This is a genomic window from Streptomyces sp. NBC_01669, from assembly GCF_026339735.1.
In the GTDB taxonomy this organism is placed as follows: Bacteria; Actinomycetota; Actinomycetes; order Streptomycetales; family Streptomycetaceae; genus Streptomyces; species Streptomyces yanii.
Genome location: NZ_JAPEQG010000002.1, coordinates 302444 through 318271 on the forward strand (window position 1 = coordinate 302444; position 15828 = coordinate 318271).

Annotated in this window: 14 protein-coding genes and 4 pseudogenes; 10 read left to right on the forward strand and 8 right to left on the reverse strand. The window is 69.6% G+C overall.

The features are described 5' to 3' along the window. Window positions 1-110 precede the first annotated feature (110 nt). The gene (locus tag OG972_RS42105; protein WP_266991565.1) at window positions 111-503 is read left to right on the forward strand and encodes a DUF4267 domain-containing protein; all 393 of its coding nucleotides are present in this window, start codon (window positions 111-113) and stop codon (window positions 501-503) included. Between the two features lie 147 nt (window positions 504-650). Next, window positions 651-806, forward strand: coding sequence for a hypothetical protein (locus OG972_RS42110; RefSeq protein WP_266991567.1), 156 nt, complete (start codon window positions 651-653; stop codon window positions 804-806). Window positions 807-823: 17 nt separating this feature from the next. On the opposite strand, the pseudogene OG972_RS42115 reads toward OG972_RS42110, so the two are convergent. Further along, a pseudogene (locus tag OG972_RS42115) lies at window positions 824-2037 on the reverse strand (RNA-guided endonuclease InsQ/TnpB family protein). A 531-nt stretch (window positions 2038-2568) separates the two neighbouring features. Here OG972_RS42115 and OG972_RS49435 point away from each other — a divergent pair. The 8 genes and pseudogenes from OG972_RS49435 to OG972_RS42155 all read left to right on the forward strand — a co-directional run. Further along, window positions 2569-2751, forward strand: a pseudogene (locus OG972_RS49435) (DUF664 domain-containing protein); the annotation flags it as partial. Between the two features lie 156 nt (window positions 2752-2907). Further along, window positions 2908-5316, forward strand: coding sequence for a hypothetical protein (locus OG972_RS42125; RefSeq protein WP_266991569.1), 2409 nt, complete (start codon window positions 2908-2910; stop codon window positions 5314-5316). A gap of 266 nt (window positions 5317-5582) precedes the next feature. Next, window positions 5583-6176, forward strand: coding sequence for a hypothetical protein (locus tag OG972_RS42130; protein WP_266991571.1), 594 nt, complete (start codon window positions 5583-5585; stop codon window positions 6174-6176). A gap of 83 nt (window positions 6177-6259) precedes the next feature. Then, window positions 6260-6859 (forward strand): hypothetical protein, encoded by a 600-nt coding sequence (locus OG972_RS42135; RefSeq protein ID WP_266991573.1) that lies wholly within the window; start codon window positions 6260-6262, stop codon window positions 6857-6859. Between the two features lie 817 nt (window positions 6860-7676). Beyond that, window positions 7677-8432, forward strand: a complete 756-nt coding sequence (locus OG972_RS42140) for a hypothetical protein (protein WP_266991575.1) — start codon at window positions 7677-7679, stop codon at window positions 8430-8432. After that, complete coding sequence (locus OG972_RS42145; protein ID WP_266991577.1) at window positions 8429-8812, forward strand: GntR family transcriptional regulator; 384 nt, start codon at window positions 8429-8431, stop codon at window positions 8810-8812. The genes OG972_RS42140 and OG972_RS42145 overlap by 4 nt, the downstream gene beginning before the upstream one ends. A gap of 289 nt (window positions 8813-9101) precedes the next feature. After that, window positions 9102-9314: pseudogene (locus tag OG972_RS42150) on the forward strand (GNAT family N-acetyltransferase); the annotation flags it as partial. A gap of 421 nt (window positions 9315-9735) precedes the next feature. Further along, window positions 9736-10806: a hypothetical protein gene (locus OG972_RS42155; RefSeq protein ID WP_266991579.1), complete on the forward strand. Its 1071-nt coding sequence runs from the start codon at window positions 9736-9738 to the stop codon at window positions 10804-10806. 11 nt (window positions 10807-10817) lie between these two features. Here OG972_RS42155 and OG972_RS42160 read toward each other — a convergent pair whose 3' ends face one another. From OG972_RS42160 to mobF, 7 genes and pseudogenes are all read right to left on the reverse strand, one after another. Then, window positions 10818-11003, reverse strand: a complete 186-nt coding sequence (locus tag OG972_RS42160) for a hypothetical protein (protein WP_266991581.1) — start codon at window positions 11001-11003, stop codon at window positions 10818-10820. A gap of 396 nt (window positions 11004-11399) precedes the next feature. Then, window positions 11400-11666 (reverse strand): hypothetical protein, encoded by a 267-nt coding sequence (locus OG972_RS42165; protein WP_266991583.1) that lies wholly within the window; start codon window positions 11664-11666, stop codon window positions 11400-11402. Window positions 11667-11960: 294 nt separating this feature from the next. Next, window positions 11961-12416: pseudogene (locus tag OG972_RS42170) on the reverse strand (DUF6069 family protein). Continuing rightward, the gene (locus tag OG972_RS42175; protein ID WP_266991585.1) at window positions 12400-12708 is read right to left on the reverse strand and encodes a hypothetical protein; all 309 of its coding nucleotides are present in this window, start codon (window positions 12706-12708) and stop codon (window positions 12400-12402) included. The pseudogene OG972_RS42170 and the gene OG972_RS42175 overlap by 17 nt, the downstream one beginning before the upstream one ends. Before the next feature lie 5 nt (window positions 12709-12713). Continuing rightward, window positions 12714-13727: an RNA polymerase subunit sigma-70 gene (locus OG972_RS42180; RefSeq protein ID WP_266991587.1), complete on the reverse strand. Its 1014-nt coding sequence runs from the start codon at window positions 13725-13727 to the stop codon at window positions 12714-12716. A 253-nt stretch (window positions 13728-13980) separates the two neighbouring features. Further along, window positions 13981-14664 carry a hypothetical protein gene (locus OG972_RS42185; RefSeq protein WP_266991589.1) on the reverse strand — a complete coding sequence of 228 codons (684 nt, stop codon included), beginning with the start codon at window positions 14662-14664 and terminating at the stop codon, window positions 13981-13983. Further along, on the reverse strand, window positions 14652-15332 hold the full coding sequence (mobF, locus tag OG972_RS42190; RefSeq protein WP_266991591.1) for a MobF family relaxase: 681 nt from the start codon (window positions 15330-15332) through the stop codon (window positions 14652-14654). Before mobF ends, OG972_RS42185 begins: the two co-directional genes overlap by 13 nt. Between the last annotated feature and the right edge of the window lie 496 nt (window positions 15333-15828).

Below are 15828 nucleotides of genomic sequence, written 5' to 3' on the forward strand. Positions count from 1 at the left end.
CCGCTCCCTGCTGTCAGTGATGCGGTTGCGATGCCTCGCGAGGCGATGCGATGCCCGCCGTCGATCCGTTCCGTTCTGCCCCGCCGTACGACACCCTCAGGAGACCCGCCATGACCATGAAGCGCCTCGCCACCGTCCTCGCCGTCCTCGGCGGCCTGTTCCTCCTCTACACCGGGATCAGCTTCCTGCTCGCACCGCAGGCGACGGCCGAAGGGTTCGGGGTGCCGACCTGGCCGCAGGACCAGGGGAAGGGCTTCCTGGAGGTCAAGGGCATGCGGGACATCGGCTTCGGACTGGTGATACTCGCGCTGCTGCTGGCCGGGCAGCGCAAGGCGCTCGGGCTGGCGATGGCGGCAATGGCCGTCGTCCCGGCCGGCGACATGCTGATCGTGCTGAACGAAGGCGGCCCGGCGGCGACCGCGTACGGCGTCCACGGACTGGCTGCGACGACGGTCGCCGTGACCGCGGGACTGCTGCTGCGCGAGCGGCCGGCAGCCGCCTGAGGTCCACACGAAAGTGGATCTTGGTCCGGGGTGGCCGTCGTGTGGGACGGGGAATCCTGACCGAGGGTCGACGCCTGCACGGCCAACCGGGACCGCGCCCGACTCGTCGCAGACGCCCTGCGCGCCGGAGGGCCAGAAGCCCTGGCATTGAAGTACACCGATACTGCGGCCGCGCAGCGCATGGCCGCCCTCGTTCAGGATCCACGCAAGCAGCTCAACGAGGTCAACAGCGCCTTCCGCATCGCGATGCGGCGCCTCTACCGCACACGCAACATCATCCTCCGTGACTCCTCCCCGCCCTGAAGGGACGGGGCTTCTCGCTATGCCGTGTGGGCGTTGCGACGGGCCAGCCCGGCCCGTAGAACATTGAGTGCTCCCACTGTGTCGGCGTGTGCCGTGTGTCCGCACGACTGGCAGAGGAAGGTCTCCTGTGTGGGCCGGTTCTCCTTGGAGACGTGCCCGCATTCGGGGCAGGTCCGGGAGGTGTTGCGGGGGTCCACGGCGATCACTTCCCGTCCGGCGCTTTCAGCCTTGGCGTGCAGGATCGTCAGGAACACCCCCATCCGGCGTCGGCAATGCTGCGGTTGAGTCCAGCCTTCGCCGCTGCCCCATTGGGCAGGAATGCGCCCGCCTGCTCGGGGTCGGGCTTCGGTGCGGGGGCCCTGCTCATGTTGCGGATCTCGAGGTCTTCGTGCGCGATGACATCGTGCGCCCGGACCAGGTCGAGCGCGGTCTTGTGCGCGTGGTCGAGCCGCCGGCGGCGGACCTTGCCGTGCAACCGGGCGACCTGGTCCACTGCGCGCTGGTGGTTCCTGGTGCGGTCCTTGGCCTTGCGGCGCGGGAACCTGGACAGGGCCTGCTGTGCGGCTTGGAGTTTCGCAGCAGCGCGGCGGCCGTGGCGCGGGTTGGAGACGAACTCGCCGCCCGAGCCGGCAAGGAAGTTGGCTATGCCCAGGTCGATACCGACCACGCTGCCGGTCGTCGGGAGCGGTTCGGGCTGCTCCTGTTCGGCGGTCAGCACGACGAACCACTGGCGGCCCTCACGCTTGACCGAGACGGTCTTGACCCTGCCGACCACCGCACGGTGCTGGTTAACCTTGACATGCCCGACCCCTTGCAGCCGCACGCGGGTGACAGGGTCGTGCGGGGTGGAGTCCCACCGGCAGCCGTCCCCGTCCTTCGGGAACTCCACCGTGTCGAACCAGCTCACCGAACGAAAGCGCGGATAGCCCGGCGTCTGACCGGACTTGATCCGGCGGAAGAACGCGGCGAACGCTTTGTCCAGCCGGCGCAGCGTCGCCTGCTGCGAGGAGAACGACCAGCGCCCCTGACGCTCAGGATCGAACGCCCTAATGTCCTTCAACTGCCCGGACTGCATCCCGTACCGGACGGTGGTCCTCGATACATGCCGGTAGGCATCCCGTCGTTCCTGTAACGCCCCGTTGTAGAGCGAGCAGTGATCCCGCAGCATCTCGCCAAGCGCGATCTGCTGGCCCGTGGTGGGCCGCATCAGGAACTTGTACGCACGAATCATCCAGCCCACCCCCTTTTGGGTCAGTCCGGTCAACATAGCTGGCGCCACTGACAACGCAGAGAACTCCGGCGCTCCGCGCCTCCGGGCCAGGGATCGCATTCCCGCCCGGCCCGAAGGCCGGGATTCCCCGCGAAGATCAGGGATGGAGTGCGGGTCGGAAGCCATCCGTGATTGCGCAGGGCCGGCACGCACACGCGGTCTCCCAGCCCCGCAGCTGCCCCAGCCCCCGCGGCCGGACCGGCAGCACCCGCTGAGGGGCGGGGCGTGTGGTGCGGCGGGCGACGGGTTTCGTCGGCAGCGGCGGCGGCTGGCGGAACGCGTCGATCGTGTCCGTCACCGCCAGAGCGTGCGGGGCGCCGGCCTTCACTGCGCCCCTCGCGGTGCCGCCCATCTCCTTAACCGGCATCGCCGGACGTGGTCTTCACCTTCTTTCGCGAGCAGTGCCGCCGCTCGGACGCCGTCCTCGCCGCCACCGCGCTGTCGGCACGTCCTCGTGGCCGCCACCCGGGTACACGCGGGGGTGAGGTCACCGACCTCTGATGGATCGTCCTGCACATGATCGAGGAGTCCGCGCGGCACGCCGGTCATCTCGACATCGTGTGCGAACTGCTCGACGGCCGGACGGGGCTCGGGCCGCGGCAGGAAGACGCGTCGGGGCCGCCGGGTGACGTCGGCCAGCCACCTTCCCGACTGCGCCGCCCACGGCATCGCTGACCACGCAACGTCCCAGCCAGTACGGATCTCATCCCGCCAGACGTCAGAAATGCGCCAAAGCTTTCCGGAGGGTGGCGCTCCGGGTGACACCCGGAGGGCACTGGTTCATCATCTGCCCCTGACGCTCCAACTGCCCTCCCTGCAAAGGAGATTCACGTGCGACCCCATCGCCCTTCCCGTCTTGGTCGGCGAAGATCTCGTTCGCGATTTGCCTTAGGCGCGGCCTTCGCGGCCGCCGCCCTCACCCTGAGCGGCCTCCAGGCGGTCCCCGCCGCGGGCGCTCCCGCGGGGACCGCAGCGAACGTCGCCAAGCCCCGTACGGCCGCCTGCGCCGACGGTGGCGATCAGGGACCGCGCTGTGTCGTGCTGAAGACCGCGCTCGACACCGCACCGGCCAAGGGTAAGAAGACAACCCTGACCGTGACGCTCGATGCCCGCATCGACATCCCCGGGGCCAAGGTCGAGATCGACCTTCCGGCGGCCCTGCGCTTCACCAAGGCGCCGGAAGGCTTCGACGTCGCGCGCCGCGCCTCCGCCCTGCCCGACAACGGCGGATCGGTCAGCCGGGCCACCCGCACCCTTGACCTCAAGGCCGACCGGACCCTCACCTTCACCGCCCCCGTCACCGCCGCCACCACCGGCGACCTGGTGGTCCGGGCCCGCGTGCTGCCGCCCAAGGGGTACGGCGCCGGTGTCGAGGACCCGGCCCTGGTCACCGTCGGCGCGGACGAGGCCTCGTCCCGCCTCGGTCTCAAGTCCGGGACGTACACCGCCGCCCCGGTGCCCGACGGCACCACAGTCGAACCGCTGACCGGACGCCCCACCTCCAAGATCCCCGCCAAGGGTCTGGCCAAGCCGCACAGTGACGACGCCGCCACGAGCACAGCGAAGTCGCTCGCCGGCGCCCTCTCCTGCGTGCGCGGCTCCTTCGTCTACCACGACGAGGACGGCATCTCGAGGCCGTCCGCCAACCTCCAGGTGCAGGTCTGGGACGAGGACCCCGCGAACAGCGACGACCTGCTCACCGTCGGCCTGACCGACGGCAACGGCGCGTACCGGCTCTGCTTCGACAACGGCACGGACGCGCGGGGCGGACAGGACCTCTACCTCAAGTTCGTGACGCAGAACGGGCAGTGGGGCGTGGAGCGGGACGACGACGACGTCTACGAGTTCCGTACGGCGAACTTCGAGGACCGGGGCGACGGCACCACCACCAACCTCGGCGTGCAGACGGCCACCGACGAACGGCTGCACGGTGCCCTGCGCGCCTACGACTTCGTGAACACCGCCTCCGACTGGACGCCCGGCGACTGCTGGGACGAGCGTGACTGGGACTGCCGCCGCACCGACATCAACTGGCACCCGGACGACGACCCGGGTGGCGCCTTCTACCGGCCGAGCGAGGACGAGATCTACCTCCCGCCGCAGGACGCCGACGACCGCAATGTCGTGGTCCACGAGATGGGGCACGCGGTCATGGACGACACGTACGAGGAGAACGACTTCGACTCGCACTGTCCCGACCCGCACATCATCACGGGCACCAGTCACGTGAACTGCGCCTGGTCGGAAGGGTTCGCCGACTGGTACGGCGTCGCGGTGTTCGACGACCCGGTGTACCGGGACCGCACGGACACCAACAACGACGCCAGCGGTTTCACCGTCGACTTCGAGAAGCACACCTGGGACACCGGCGGCTGGGACGACGGGGACGCCGTCGAGGGCCGTGTGGCCGGCGCCCTGTGGGACCTGGTCGACACCGGTACGGAAGGCTGGGACGCGTACGGCGAAGGCCTCTCCCCGGTGTGGAACACCTTCCTCGACCACCGGGTGACGACCTTCCGCGAGTACTGGGACGCGCGCGTGGCGGACGGCCGTGAGACGGGCGCCCCCGCGCTGGGCAGCCTCTTCCAGAACACCATCGACTACGGCTACCGCAACCCGCTGACCAGCCACCAGTCGCAAACCCGGCCCACCCCTGACCCGGCCCACAACTACCGGTTCGATACCACCAAGGTGTTCTGGTCCGTGGTGGCGCTCCGCCCGCCCACGACCGCCGACTACGACCTGCGGCTCTACGACGACGAGGCGCAGAACAACCTGCTGACCACGAGTGTGGCCGGAGCGGGAGTCACGGACTTCGTGGCGATCAACTCCAACCGGCGCCCGACGGGCGACTACTACCCGCGGGTGTCCCTCATCTCCGGCAGCGGCGACTACCGGATCGAGGCCGACGAGACGGAAGGCATCTTCAGCGGCTCGACCACGGTCACCATGGGTACCGACCGGCTGGCCGCCGTCTGGGACATCTGCCCGTTGAACGGCGAGAAGGCGACCTACACCGTCACCCCCTCGGGCACGGACCAGGACCCCGAGCTCTTCGTCCTGAACGCCGACCGCAGCGGCGGCGACAACGTCGTGACCCGGCTCGGCGCCACCGAGACCGGCGACGCGGGCGGCCCCGGCGCACCGGAGTCCGTCACCGTCGACCTGCCGTCCGGCTGCCACGGACTGGTGGTCGTGAACAAGGCCGGCAACGGCACGTACACCCTCACCAAGTCATGACCACCGCCCTGCCGGGTCCCCCGCCCCGTGCTCTCGTACGCGGCCGGGGACCCGGCGGGCGGAACCGGTCCACGACGTGGCGTCGTCCCAGGGGTATGCGTGATCACTTGGCCTCGGTCGCCGGCGCGACGGCTCTCCTCCTGACCGCTGCCGTCCTGACGGCCTGCGGGTCGACGGGCGCGGACGACGCGGTACCTGCACGGCCGACGGGTCGAAGCGAGCTCGCGGCCGCGGTCCGGACCATCCCCGGTACCCCCTCCCCTCCCGTGCGTACGGCCCTGCCCGACCTCGCGCTCTACGGGGACCGCAGCGTGATCGTTCCCGGACGCCCGGCGGGTTCACTGCTCACGGCGACCGTACGACGGGTCACCGACGCGAAGGCGGACGCCCTCTACGCCGACGTACACGCGACGGCACGTACCGCACCGACCGAGCCGGATGCCGTCGACGGCCCCTTGCTCGCCCTGACGGTCGCGGACCGCACCTATCAACTGCCCATGCCGAACGATGAGTTGAGCGCCTTCCGCGAACGAGCCGACCCGTCCCGCTGGCCCGCGAACGTCTTCCTCGGCCCCACCCGCCCCTACCGGGCCTCCCGCCTCGCCGTGTTCGCCCGCCCCTGGCCGGACGCCTCCACCGCGTCCCGCTCCTGGCCTCTCGGCAACCCGTCGGCGGGCACCGAGACCCCCGAGGGCACCTGCACGATCCTCACCGGCGCCCGCCTCACCCGCGCCGAACGCCTGGCCACCGAGGCCGGGCCCGGAGTGGTGTGGACGTACGCCAGCACGCGCCTCCAGCTCACGCTGCGGCCCCTGTTGCCGCATGAGCGGGGGTGCGGGGATCTGGAGGTCACGGGCTGAGCGCCGGGTCCGCCGGCGGAGCGACGGTGGGACGAGCGGCGGCCACGTGGCCGCGCCCGTGCGGTGCCCATACGGATCAGCTGATGCTCCGTCGGACCGTCGATCAGGAGAACGCCGGGGGCCTGCAGGGCCTCCAGGAGCGCACGATCGGCGGCATCAGTACGGTTCGTAAGAGCGGTGGCGGGCAGGCCGAACGCTGCGAGCAGCGCGGCGCGCAGTTGTGGCAGAGCCGGTTTCACGGCGACGAGCGCGCGGTGTACCGGAACACGGGCCGGCAGCAGGCACAGCGCCTGGTGGACCGCGACGGTCTTTCCCTGGCCGGGGTCCCCGTACACGCACATGATCCCGCGCGCGGCGACCGTATGCGCGAGTGCTTCGGTCACAGCGCCCAGCTGACGCGTGGACACCACGTGCGCGCCCGGCACGTACAGGCGCGCCCCACTCCCCAACGGCGGTGGCTGCGCCGCAGGGTCGGCCTCGTCCGCCGTTTCGGCCTGCTCGGCACCGGGCAACAAAGCGGCGGAGCCGGCTTCGTCGGCCGTGCCCGGCAACGCGAGCTCGGCCAACGCGCGGTCGTACACGGCAGGATCGACCCGGCCGTGCCGGGGCCGAGTGATCTCCAAGACACGTCCGGCACGCTGCTCCTGGCGCACCACGCGGTGCAGCGTCGCCAACGACGGTAGCGGTCCTCTGGACGTGTCCGCCGGATCGCCCTGTGCCTGGCTTGGACAGCTGCCGGTGGAGCGCCGCCACGTTCCCGCCCAGATCAGACAGCTGGGCCCATAACTCGTTGGTGAACGCGAAACCACCACGCCGCGTCGGCGTCGCCTCGACACACCCCGGTGCACGGGCCATGGCCAGCCAGCGCCACACCGTACGTACACAGCCCCCCGCCGCACCGGCGGCGATCCGCACATGCACAGACGCCAGCTTGCCGGACTCGTCCAGAGCGAGCAGACGACGCACCACCACCTCGCGTGCCAAGACCCGGTCATGGGAGAACGACGCAAGCGACAAAGCCCGCGCAGCGGCAGGCGACAGTGCCTCGGTCGCACCCGATACCGAAGAGAACAACAACGACGGCTGAGTGGTCATACCCGCCAGCACACACCCGCTGTCAATCGAGCGAGCACAGGAATACGCATCCTCATATCAGCCACACACCCAGTGTGCTACGCCGAACACGCAGGCCACGACATCAGGTTACTCATCCCACAACAGCCGAGATCAACCACGGAACAGCAAGCTCACTGCGCTGAAATCCCCCACCACACCGATGACACCCAACCCACTGACACCAACCCACCCGCCCACAGTCAGTCTTCTCGTACCGGATCCCGCAAGGATCGGGTAGTCCCGACTGATGTGGTCTGACCCCCCACCATGCCCCTTGTATCAACTGCTTGACACAAGGGGCGGCGGGCGCCATCTTGTACTAGCCGCTTGATACAAGAAGCGGCAAGGCACGTTGTATGCACGTCAATTCCGGGGGAGTTCGTCATGCTCGCATTCGACGCAGAGTCGACCGCATCGGCAGCCGACCGATACCTGCGCTGGGCCGGTCTGCTCATCGGGGCCGTCGCCGCCCGGGCGGTCGGGCACGGCTTGGACGCCGGCGAGGACGTCGGCATCCTCTACGCCATCCCGGTCTTCGGGCTGTGCGCGGTTGCCGGGGTGCTGGCGGGGGACGCGCTCACAGCCCGCCCCCGAGGTGATGTCCGCACGGCGGGACTGACCCCGCGCCGGGTGCGCGACTACGTGCCTCCGCGCATGACGTTGCTGCTTCTCGGCCAGGCCGGCGTGCTCGTCGTCCTCTTGGCCGTGGCAGCCGTGTTGGCCTCGCCTGACGACATGGGCCGCGCGGGCCGTATTCTGACCGTCACCTGCCCGGACGGAAGGACCGCCAGCACCGGCCCCTGGCCCGGCCTCTTCTACGGTCTGCCCGTCCTCGCCTCCTTCGCCGTCTCCACGGCCGGCTGTCTGTGGTCCCTGACCAAGATCGCCCGCCGACCCGGCGACGAGAAAACCCGTCGCGACCGCGCGCTGGCCATCGTCGCCGCGTGGGGCCTGCTGGTCTCGGCACCTCTTCTTGGTGCCGCCTCCACGGCCTCCGGCGCCCTGATGGACATGACCTGTGACGGCACGGTTGGCCGGCTCGCCACCTGGGTGCTGTGGCCCACGGCCCTGGCTGCCCTCGTCACCGTGGCGTGGTGCCTGTTCACTGTGATCTCGCCCAAGGCCCGGGTACGCCGGTGAACAGCCCCGCCATCCGCGTCGACACCTCCAGCCCCGTCCCGCCGTACGAACAGATCCGGGCCCAACTCGCCGCCCTGATCACCACGGGTCGCCTCCTGGAGCGCGAACGCCTGCCGACGGTGCGCCAACTGGCGGCCGACCTGGGCCTGGCGGCCGGAACGGTTGCACGGGCCTACCGCGAACTGGAGGCGGCGTCCCTCATCCATACACGCCGGGGCGCGGGGACCCGTGTGGCTCCGCTTCCTTCGCGCGCCCCGGATCCCGACCCCACGAGGCTGGCGGAACTCGCTCGACAGTTCGTCACACATGCACGAACGCTTGGCGCGGAGGGGGACGCCGTGATGACCGCGGTACGGGAAGCGCTGGAGGAACTGCCATAGCCCCGCCATCAGCGCCCTGTGTGGGGACCTGCCTGTGGTGGTGGGCCTCTCGGGTGGCATTGGGGTGCTGGTGGGCGCGCGGTGCGGGCACCAGTACGGACACGGACGGGATACTCGTGGGCGTTCCTTCAGGGAGTCGACGTGCTCGACGGCGGCACGTGCTTCGGCGTCGTCAACATGTAATGGTGGAGTCGGGTATTGAAACTCTCGGAATGCCCCTGCTTGAAAGGGGCATAGGCTCCGAAAGCGCGGGGCTGGATCGGGCGCCTCGCTGCCTACGATGCGGTCCATGACGATCACGTATGAGTGGCGCGGTGATTTCGACAATGCCGCCGTCAACGCGCTCCACGCGGAGGCGTTCGGTCACGTTCAGGGGAAAATTGATTGGCAAACACGAGTGCAGCGTCACAGCCTCGGCTGGGTCTGCGCCCGAAGCGACGACAGACTCGTAGGGTTTGTCAACGTCGCCTGGGACGGTGGCGTCCATGCCTTCGTTCTCGAAGACACCTCATACGGCTAACACGGCAGCTGTAGATCGTGATCTGTAGCGTGTCGCCGCTGGTCAGCGGGATGGGTGGCGGCGGGCATGGGTACGGCCGCCGCGATCATGATCGTCTGTGACAACAGAGCAGGACGCGGCGGCCGTACCCATGAGGGCCGTGGCCGCGATGCCGAACCACTCGTGGTCGGCGACCGTACCTGTCGCTGGCCCGGAGGAAGCTGATGGCCGGCGCTGGGCGCCGCTGGACGCCCCGGATTCCACCAGGCCTGGTTGTCAGTGCTCGCTTCTATCGTGGCCCGCATGGTGACATTCGCGCCTGGCGACGGGGACCTGGGTTCGCGCAGATCAGCTACGTGATGATATGAGGATGGCGAACGGTCCTGGGGAAGACCCGGTCGCGCGTAAGGGGTGGGAGAACGTCATGGGCAAGAATGGGGCGTCCATACCGGACGAGGAGTGGGAGCGCTTCCTGCGGGAGGCCCAGGCCGGGACGCAGAGCGCGCCCGAGGAGCCCTCGGCGCGGGCCCGGATGGTCGGACGGCGTCTGCGGGAAGAGACCGGACCTCCTGAGGGATGGCGGACTCACCAACCGCCCCGGCGCAGACGGGGCAAGGCGTGGTACGTGGTCGGACTGCTGCTTGCGGTCGGGTTGTTGGTCGTGGCGTTGGATCCGGGGCGGGTCGTTGGATGGTTCGGGGACGGAGACGGAGACGGCGCAAGTGCGTCGCCCGCCACGGAGTCGGCACCTCAACTACCCACACCGGAGCAGCCGTTCAGGGGATCGCCGGCGGCGCGGTGGGAGGACGGGACGGCCGGGATCAGCGTGCCCGCGGCACGGTCGACCGGTTGGATGACCAAGGGACAGGTCACACAGGCGCTCGATCAGAGCCTGAACTTCCTTACCGCGTCCAGTCTGGATCCTGATGTGCTGCGCGGGGAGCGGCCGAAAAAGGCGATCGCGTTGATCAATCCACACCAGCGCGATGTCCAGGACTACCTGTCGACCGCGTTCCGCGAGCCCAGTCAGGAAAATGACCCTCTGCTGCTGTTCAGCCGCTTCGCGCAGACGAAGGTGCAGTTGGTGGGGGGCGTGGTCAAGACGCAAGGATCGATCACGTTCCGCGAGGGCAAGCGTGGCTCGGTCGAGGTGACCAGTGATGTCACCTACGTCTACCCGGTCGTCCGCGCCGCGACGGGCAGCGACGAAGTCGCGCGCACCATCGTGCGCCGCGAGACGGTGATGAGCTGGGATGACCCGGCGAAGGTGATCACCGAGCCGGGGACGTTCTCCCTCGTCTCCTACAAGGTGGACGCCACCAACGGCGGCTGCGGCGACTTCACGGGCTACTTCACCCCCGAGTTCACCGCCGACCGTGCGGCAAAGGGTTCGGGAAACGGCCCCGAGGTGGACCCGTACGACCGGAACAAATCGATGGACGCGCGCATGCAAGAGGCCGGCGAAGCGGAGTGCGGAACCGCCACACGATCGTGACGGACAGAAAATCAGTCGCTCAGATCCAGCAGGACGTTCGACGCCCTCGCACGATCACCGGCCAGGTCGAACCCCTCGACCGCCCGAGTCGGAGGCAGGGTGTGGCTGATGACCGGGTCGACGTGCAAGCCCAAGGTCAGAAGCGACAGCGCGTCGTCGAATTCGCGGCCGAAGCGGAAGGTGCCCCGCACGGTCACGGCAGCTGCGATCTCTCGTTTTCGTGTGAGTACGCGACCTGCGCCTATACAGCCCGGTGACAGTACCGACACCCCCGATCTCTCATCTCATGACAGTGGCAGCACGTCCGGCGAGCCCGACGTATGACTCACTGACCAGTACGTCCGGGCAACACACGGGGAACCCACCACTGTCACACCATTCACTGACACGAAACCGAGAGATCGCAGTCAGGATGAGGGCCGCGTGGGAGGGCGACACGGCGACCATGAGGTCCCGTACCCGGGCGTCGTCCGAGGTCCCGTTCGCGGTGAAGCCGAAGGAGGCCCGGCAGGTGATGACCAGCCCGCCCGAGGAGGCCGCGTGCTACCTTGCCTGCGCTTTGACCTGCGGTTGCTACTCCGATTCGGGCTCCTTCACCAGAGCGGCCTGGAGGCGCTTCTGCGGCTTCTTGGAGGCCCGAGGTAGCGCTCCACCGTCTTGCGAAAGACGCCCAGGCGTTCCGCCAGGGTCTTGGTGGAGCCCTTCTCCCGCGTGCGAAGGAATTTCATCTGGGCTCGCGCGGATTTCGGCGTGGGGCGGGTGAACAGGGCGCGCTCCGCGCGGGCGAGGCCGTCCATGATCTTGGCGCGCGTCCGGGCCGCCTGCAGTGCGTCATCAGTGAGCCTTTTCCAACCTCCCACGTCACAAACAGCGCTCCCTGCCCCGCCGGCTACGGCGTGGCCGCCTCCCGCAGGCGTAGTTGAGGTGTCAGGGCTCGGCCAGGGTGAACGCGACCGGGGTACCCGGTGCGCCCCATCCGAAGCGGATGGCGTTTGGTCTTCAGCCCGCAAGGCGCCCTGTGCTTCTTCGCACACGCGACTCAGCTTTCGAATCGACCAAGAAAAGGAACCTGGAATGGAGGGTGGCAGCACCGGGGGCCACGTTAGTGCGCTCGCGCACGCCCTTGCGCCGCGCGTTGTCCCGTTACGGGATCATCAATCGGTCCGGGTGCGAAGGCTCCGCGCCAGGGTGGGGATCATCGCCGTCGCAGGGACGAGGTGTAGCCCGAGGAGGGCGGTGGTGGTGGCGGTGTTTGCCCCGGAGAGGAGGGGCGGGACCAACGAGATCGCGGTCAGCGACACTGCCGTTCATACGAATCGCTTGGCGGGGCGAGCGCTCCAACGAAGAAGAGCGACGGCAATGACGATGCCCACGACCGAGAAGAAGCCGGTCACCACGGCGAACCCGGACAACGGGATCGTCTCGCCACCATCGGGGACCTCGAAGTCGACGCCAACGGCCTGGGCAAGCGCAGCAGCGAGGGTGGTGGCCACCATCGCTGCGAGCGTGGCAATGAAGCCGGTGCCGGCGAGCCTGCGGAGTCGGTGGGTGTGGCTGGCCTGGCCCGATGCCGGGCCTGCGACGACCCCGGTGTCATTCATGCTGTTCATGTCGTTCCTCCATCATTCGGTAACTGGCGTACGGGTGTGTTGACTGGCATGTGACGGTCCTGGCCTTGGGGGTGACGATGCGCACCCTCGCCGTGCGACGGCCGGGGTTCCGCAGGGCGCGGACGCCGGTGCCGCGGAGCCAGAACCCGGCGCCGCGTCCGAGGACCGGCCCGGGCTCGCCGTCGCGCAGCTCCAGCTGCACCCGCCCGCAGGTGACGACGCCGAACGCGTCGCACCATTCCGCCGCGACCACCGCGACACGCGCGCCACCGCGCAGCGCGAGCGTCCACACCGGGACTACTCCGTGCCGTCCGCCGGCAGGCGCTCCGGCAGCCCGAGCCGCGGGAACTGGTCGGCGTGGAAGATGACGATCTCGGTGATCACCCCGCCGGTGACGCGCAGGACATCGAGCGTCAACGGCAGGTAGGCACCCTCGCCCTCGTTCCAGAGGTAGAAGGCGACGGCGGGCTGCCGGTTCACCGACGTGGGGACGCCGCGCAGTCCCTGCATGCCCTCGAAGCCGTCCTCGACCCAGCCGGTCACCACCGCGTCGCGGCCCAGGGACAGGCCCGGCGTGGGCGGCATCGAGCAGCGGACGTCGTCACGGAGCATGTCGGCGAGCCGGTCGACGTCCGTGGCCACGCTGGCGTCGGTGAAGCGACGTACCAGCTCGCGCGTCCCGGAGTCCTCGGCGCCGCCGCTCCAGTCCTGCCGCTCGGCGGGCAGGTGCTCCCGCATGCCGGCGCGGGCCCGCTGCAGCGCGCTGTTGACGGAGTTGACGGAGCCGCCGAGGAGCTCCGCGACCTCCTTCGCCGGCCAGCCGAGCACGTCGCGCAGGATGAGTACGGCGCGCGGGCGCGGCGCGAGGTGCTGGACGGCGACGAGGTACGCCAGCTCGATCGTCTCCCGCGCGACGGCGACGGTCTCCGGCTCGTCCGCGTCTCCCGCGGGCAGCTCGTCGAGCAGCCGGTCCGGGTAGGGCTGCAGCCACAGCACCTCGCCGCCGGTCGCGGGCTCCGGGCGGCGTTTGGCGAGCAGGTCCAGGCAGGCGTTGGTGGCGATCCGGTACAGCCAGGCCCGGAACGTCGACCGCCCCTCGAAGGTCTCCCGCCGCCGCCAGGCACGGAGGAACGTCTCCTGCACGGTGTCCTCGGCGTCCTCGAACGACCCAAGCATCCGGTAGCAGTGCACGTGCAGCTCCCGCCGGTACCGCTCCGCCAGCCCCGAGAACGCCGGCTCGTCGACCTCGCCCAGACCGCTCCCGCCCAGACCGCTCTCGCCCAGCTCCTCCAGCCGCGTGTCCGCACTCATCACGTCATCCTTCCGTCTCGTCGTGTCCCGTCGTAGGTGTGACGGGTGCGGGCGCGACAACTCATCACCAGGGTCGGTCGGCATGGCTGGCTTGCGGGGATCTGACCGACGAGGAACGAGCTCGGCTGGAGCCGCTTCTGCCGGTGAGCAACCGACGTTGTGGCAGGTGGAGGGACACCGATCTCGGAGCGCTTCACTCGCCCGCACAGGAGCGGGGGTGGCGTCGATCGCATCTTGCGGCCCTCTGGGCGGTTCACTGGCTTCGCCCGCCGGGTGCCTGGGCCGGGGCGGGAGGCAGCGGTTGCTGTGGTGCCGCCTGCGGGGTGTGCTCTTGCTGCCGTACAGGCGGCCTCTGTTGCGCTTCGGCGCGAGCGAGGGTGGTGCGGCGTGCGGCTTCGGCGCGGGCGCGGTGGTGGATCCGGTGGGCGGCGGGTGTGGTCGAACTGCGGGGCGATTTGGGGGCCCAGGCCGGGGTGAAGGTTTGGTTCGCGAGCGGCATCGGCTTGTCCGGGTTCGGCGGGTCGCCAGGGATGCAGTGGTCGCGGATGGCGGCCGCGGTGATGGCGGTGTCGGTGTGGGGCGGGGCGGGGTGTCCGTGGAGGGTGCGGGTGAGGTAGCGGCGGGCTTCGGCGAGCAGGTGGCGGTGGCGGAAGCCGCCGCCGTGGTGGACCGAGACAACCGCGGTGATCTCCAGAGCTGCGGCCGCGACGTCCACGGCAGTGCGGACGGTGGTGCGGATCGCTGCGGCGGCGAGGCGGGCCAGGCGCAGGAGGTTGTCGACGACCTCCTCGCCGACACGGGCAATGGCGCCGTCCCGCCAGCGTTCCCGCAACGCGGGCAGGAAGGCGCGTGCCATCATCCGGTGCCGGATTTTGGTGGTGAGGGGCTGACGGGTGCGTTCCTGGTACTGGCCGGCGAGTTCTTTCAGGCGGCGCATGGTCGCGGTGTTGCGGGTGGCGGCCCAGTCGATGAGCTGCTGTCGATGAGCTGCTCGGGAATTCCCGCGAGTTCCATCACGGGCCGCTGTCCGGCGGTCGGGTAGCGGGGCACCGTCGCCAGATCGAGCGCGCGACAGATCTCCTCCAGGAGGCGTTGGTTGTAGAGCTCCGAGAGGGCGACGGCGTACTCGAGGAACGGGCGGGTGTGCAGAGTGCCCCACCGGTCGTCCTGGCGGCGGACCTTGACCGACAGCACCACGTGATCGTGGAGCAGCGGCTGACCGTCGCGGTTCTCGTAGTGGCGGAAGCGGGCGGAGATCACACCGGCACGGGCGCGTTGCACGGTGCTGTCGGCACCGACGCGTACCCACAGCAGGTCGGTCTCGGCGGTGGCCAGGACCTCGCCGGTGACGCGGGTCTGCAGGTCCTCGATGAGCTGCCGGACCGGCGGTGTGCCCAGCGCCCACAGGACCTGGACGCTGCCGGGCGGCCGGAACACGAGATCGGCCCCGGACCACTTCTGCACCCGGTACCCGAGCCGGGCCGCCCGGGCGGCTGCCGCGGGACTGTCGCCGGCGGCAAGACGGTCGGCAACGATGCGGTCCGCGTCCGGGTGGAGGCCTTCGCCGAACAGGTTCCGCATCTGCCCCTCGGTGACCCGCACCACGGGCAGCCGGTACCCGCACTTCCCATCCCGCCCGGAACCGGCAGAGCTCCGGTGCCGCGAGAAGCCTGCACCCAAAGACCGGAGCCTGTACGGGGAATGATCCTGACTGATCGACCGTTCATCCACCTGTGCCTACGGAGGGGACAGTCTCCCCGGGCCTCACCTACAGCCCATGGGGAAGATCGTTCGGCTGAAGCCCCATGGAGCCCTCCGCCGAGAGGCGACCCCCCTCCGTACCGCACACAGACCGCCCCGACTGGCCTCCCCCGGACCAGCCGGGGCAGACCTGTCCGCAGCCCACGGAGGCGTGCGGGCCGCGAAGCGGTGCTCCGTATCCACTCGAGTCAGAGTGCATTCCTCCGACAGAGGGGATTCGTGTGACTGAGCGTGCTACTTGGCCAGGCTGGCCAAGTAGCACGCTCAGAGTTCTGCGCTGCGCACATCGCTCGCAGGGAGCGGACTTCAGAGCGGCGTTAGGTCAGCCAGCCCAGGGGAT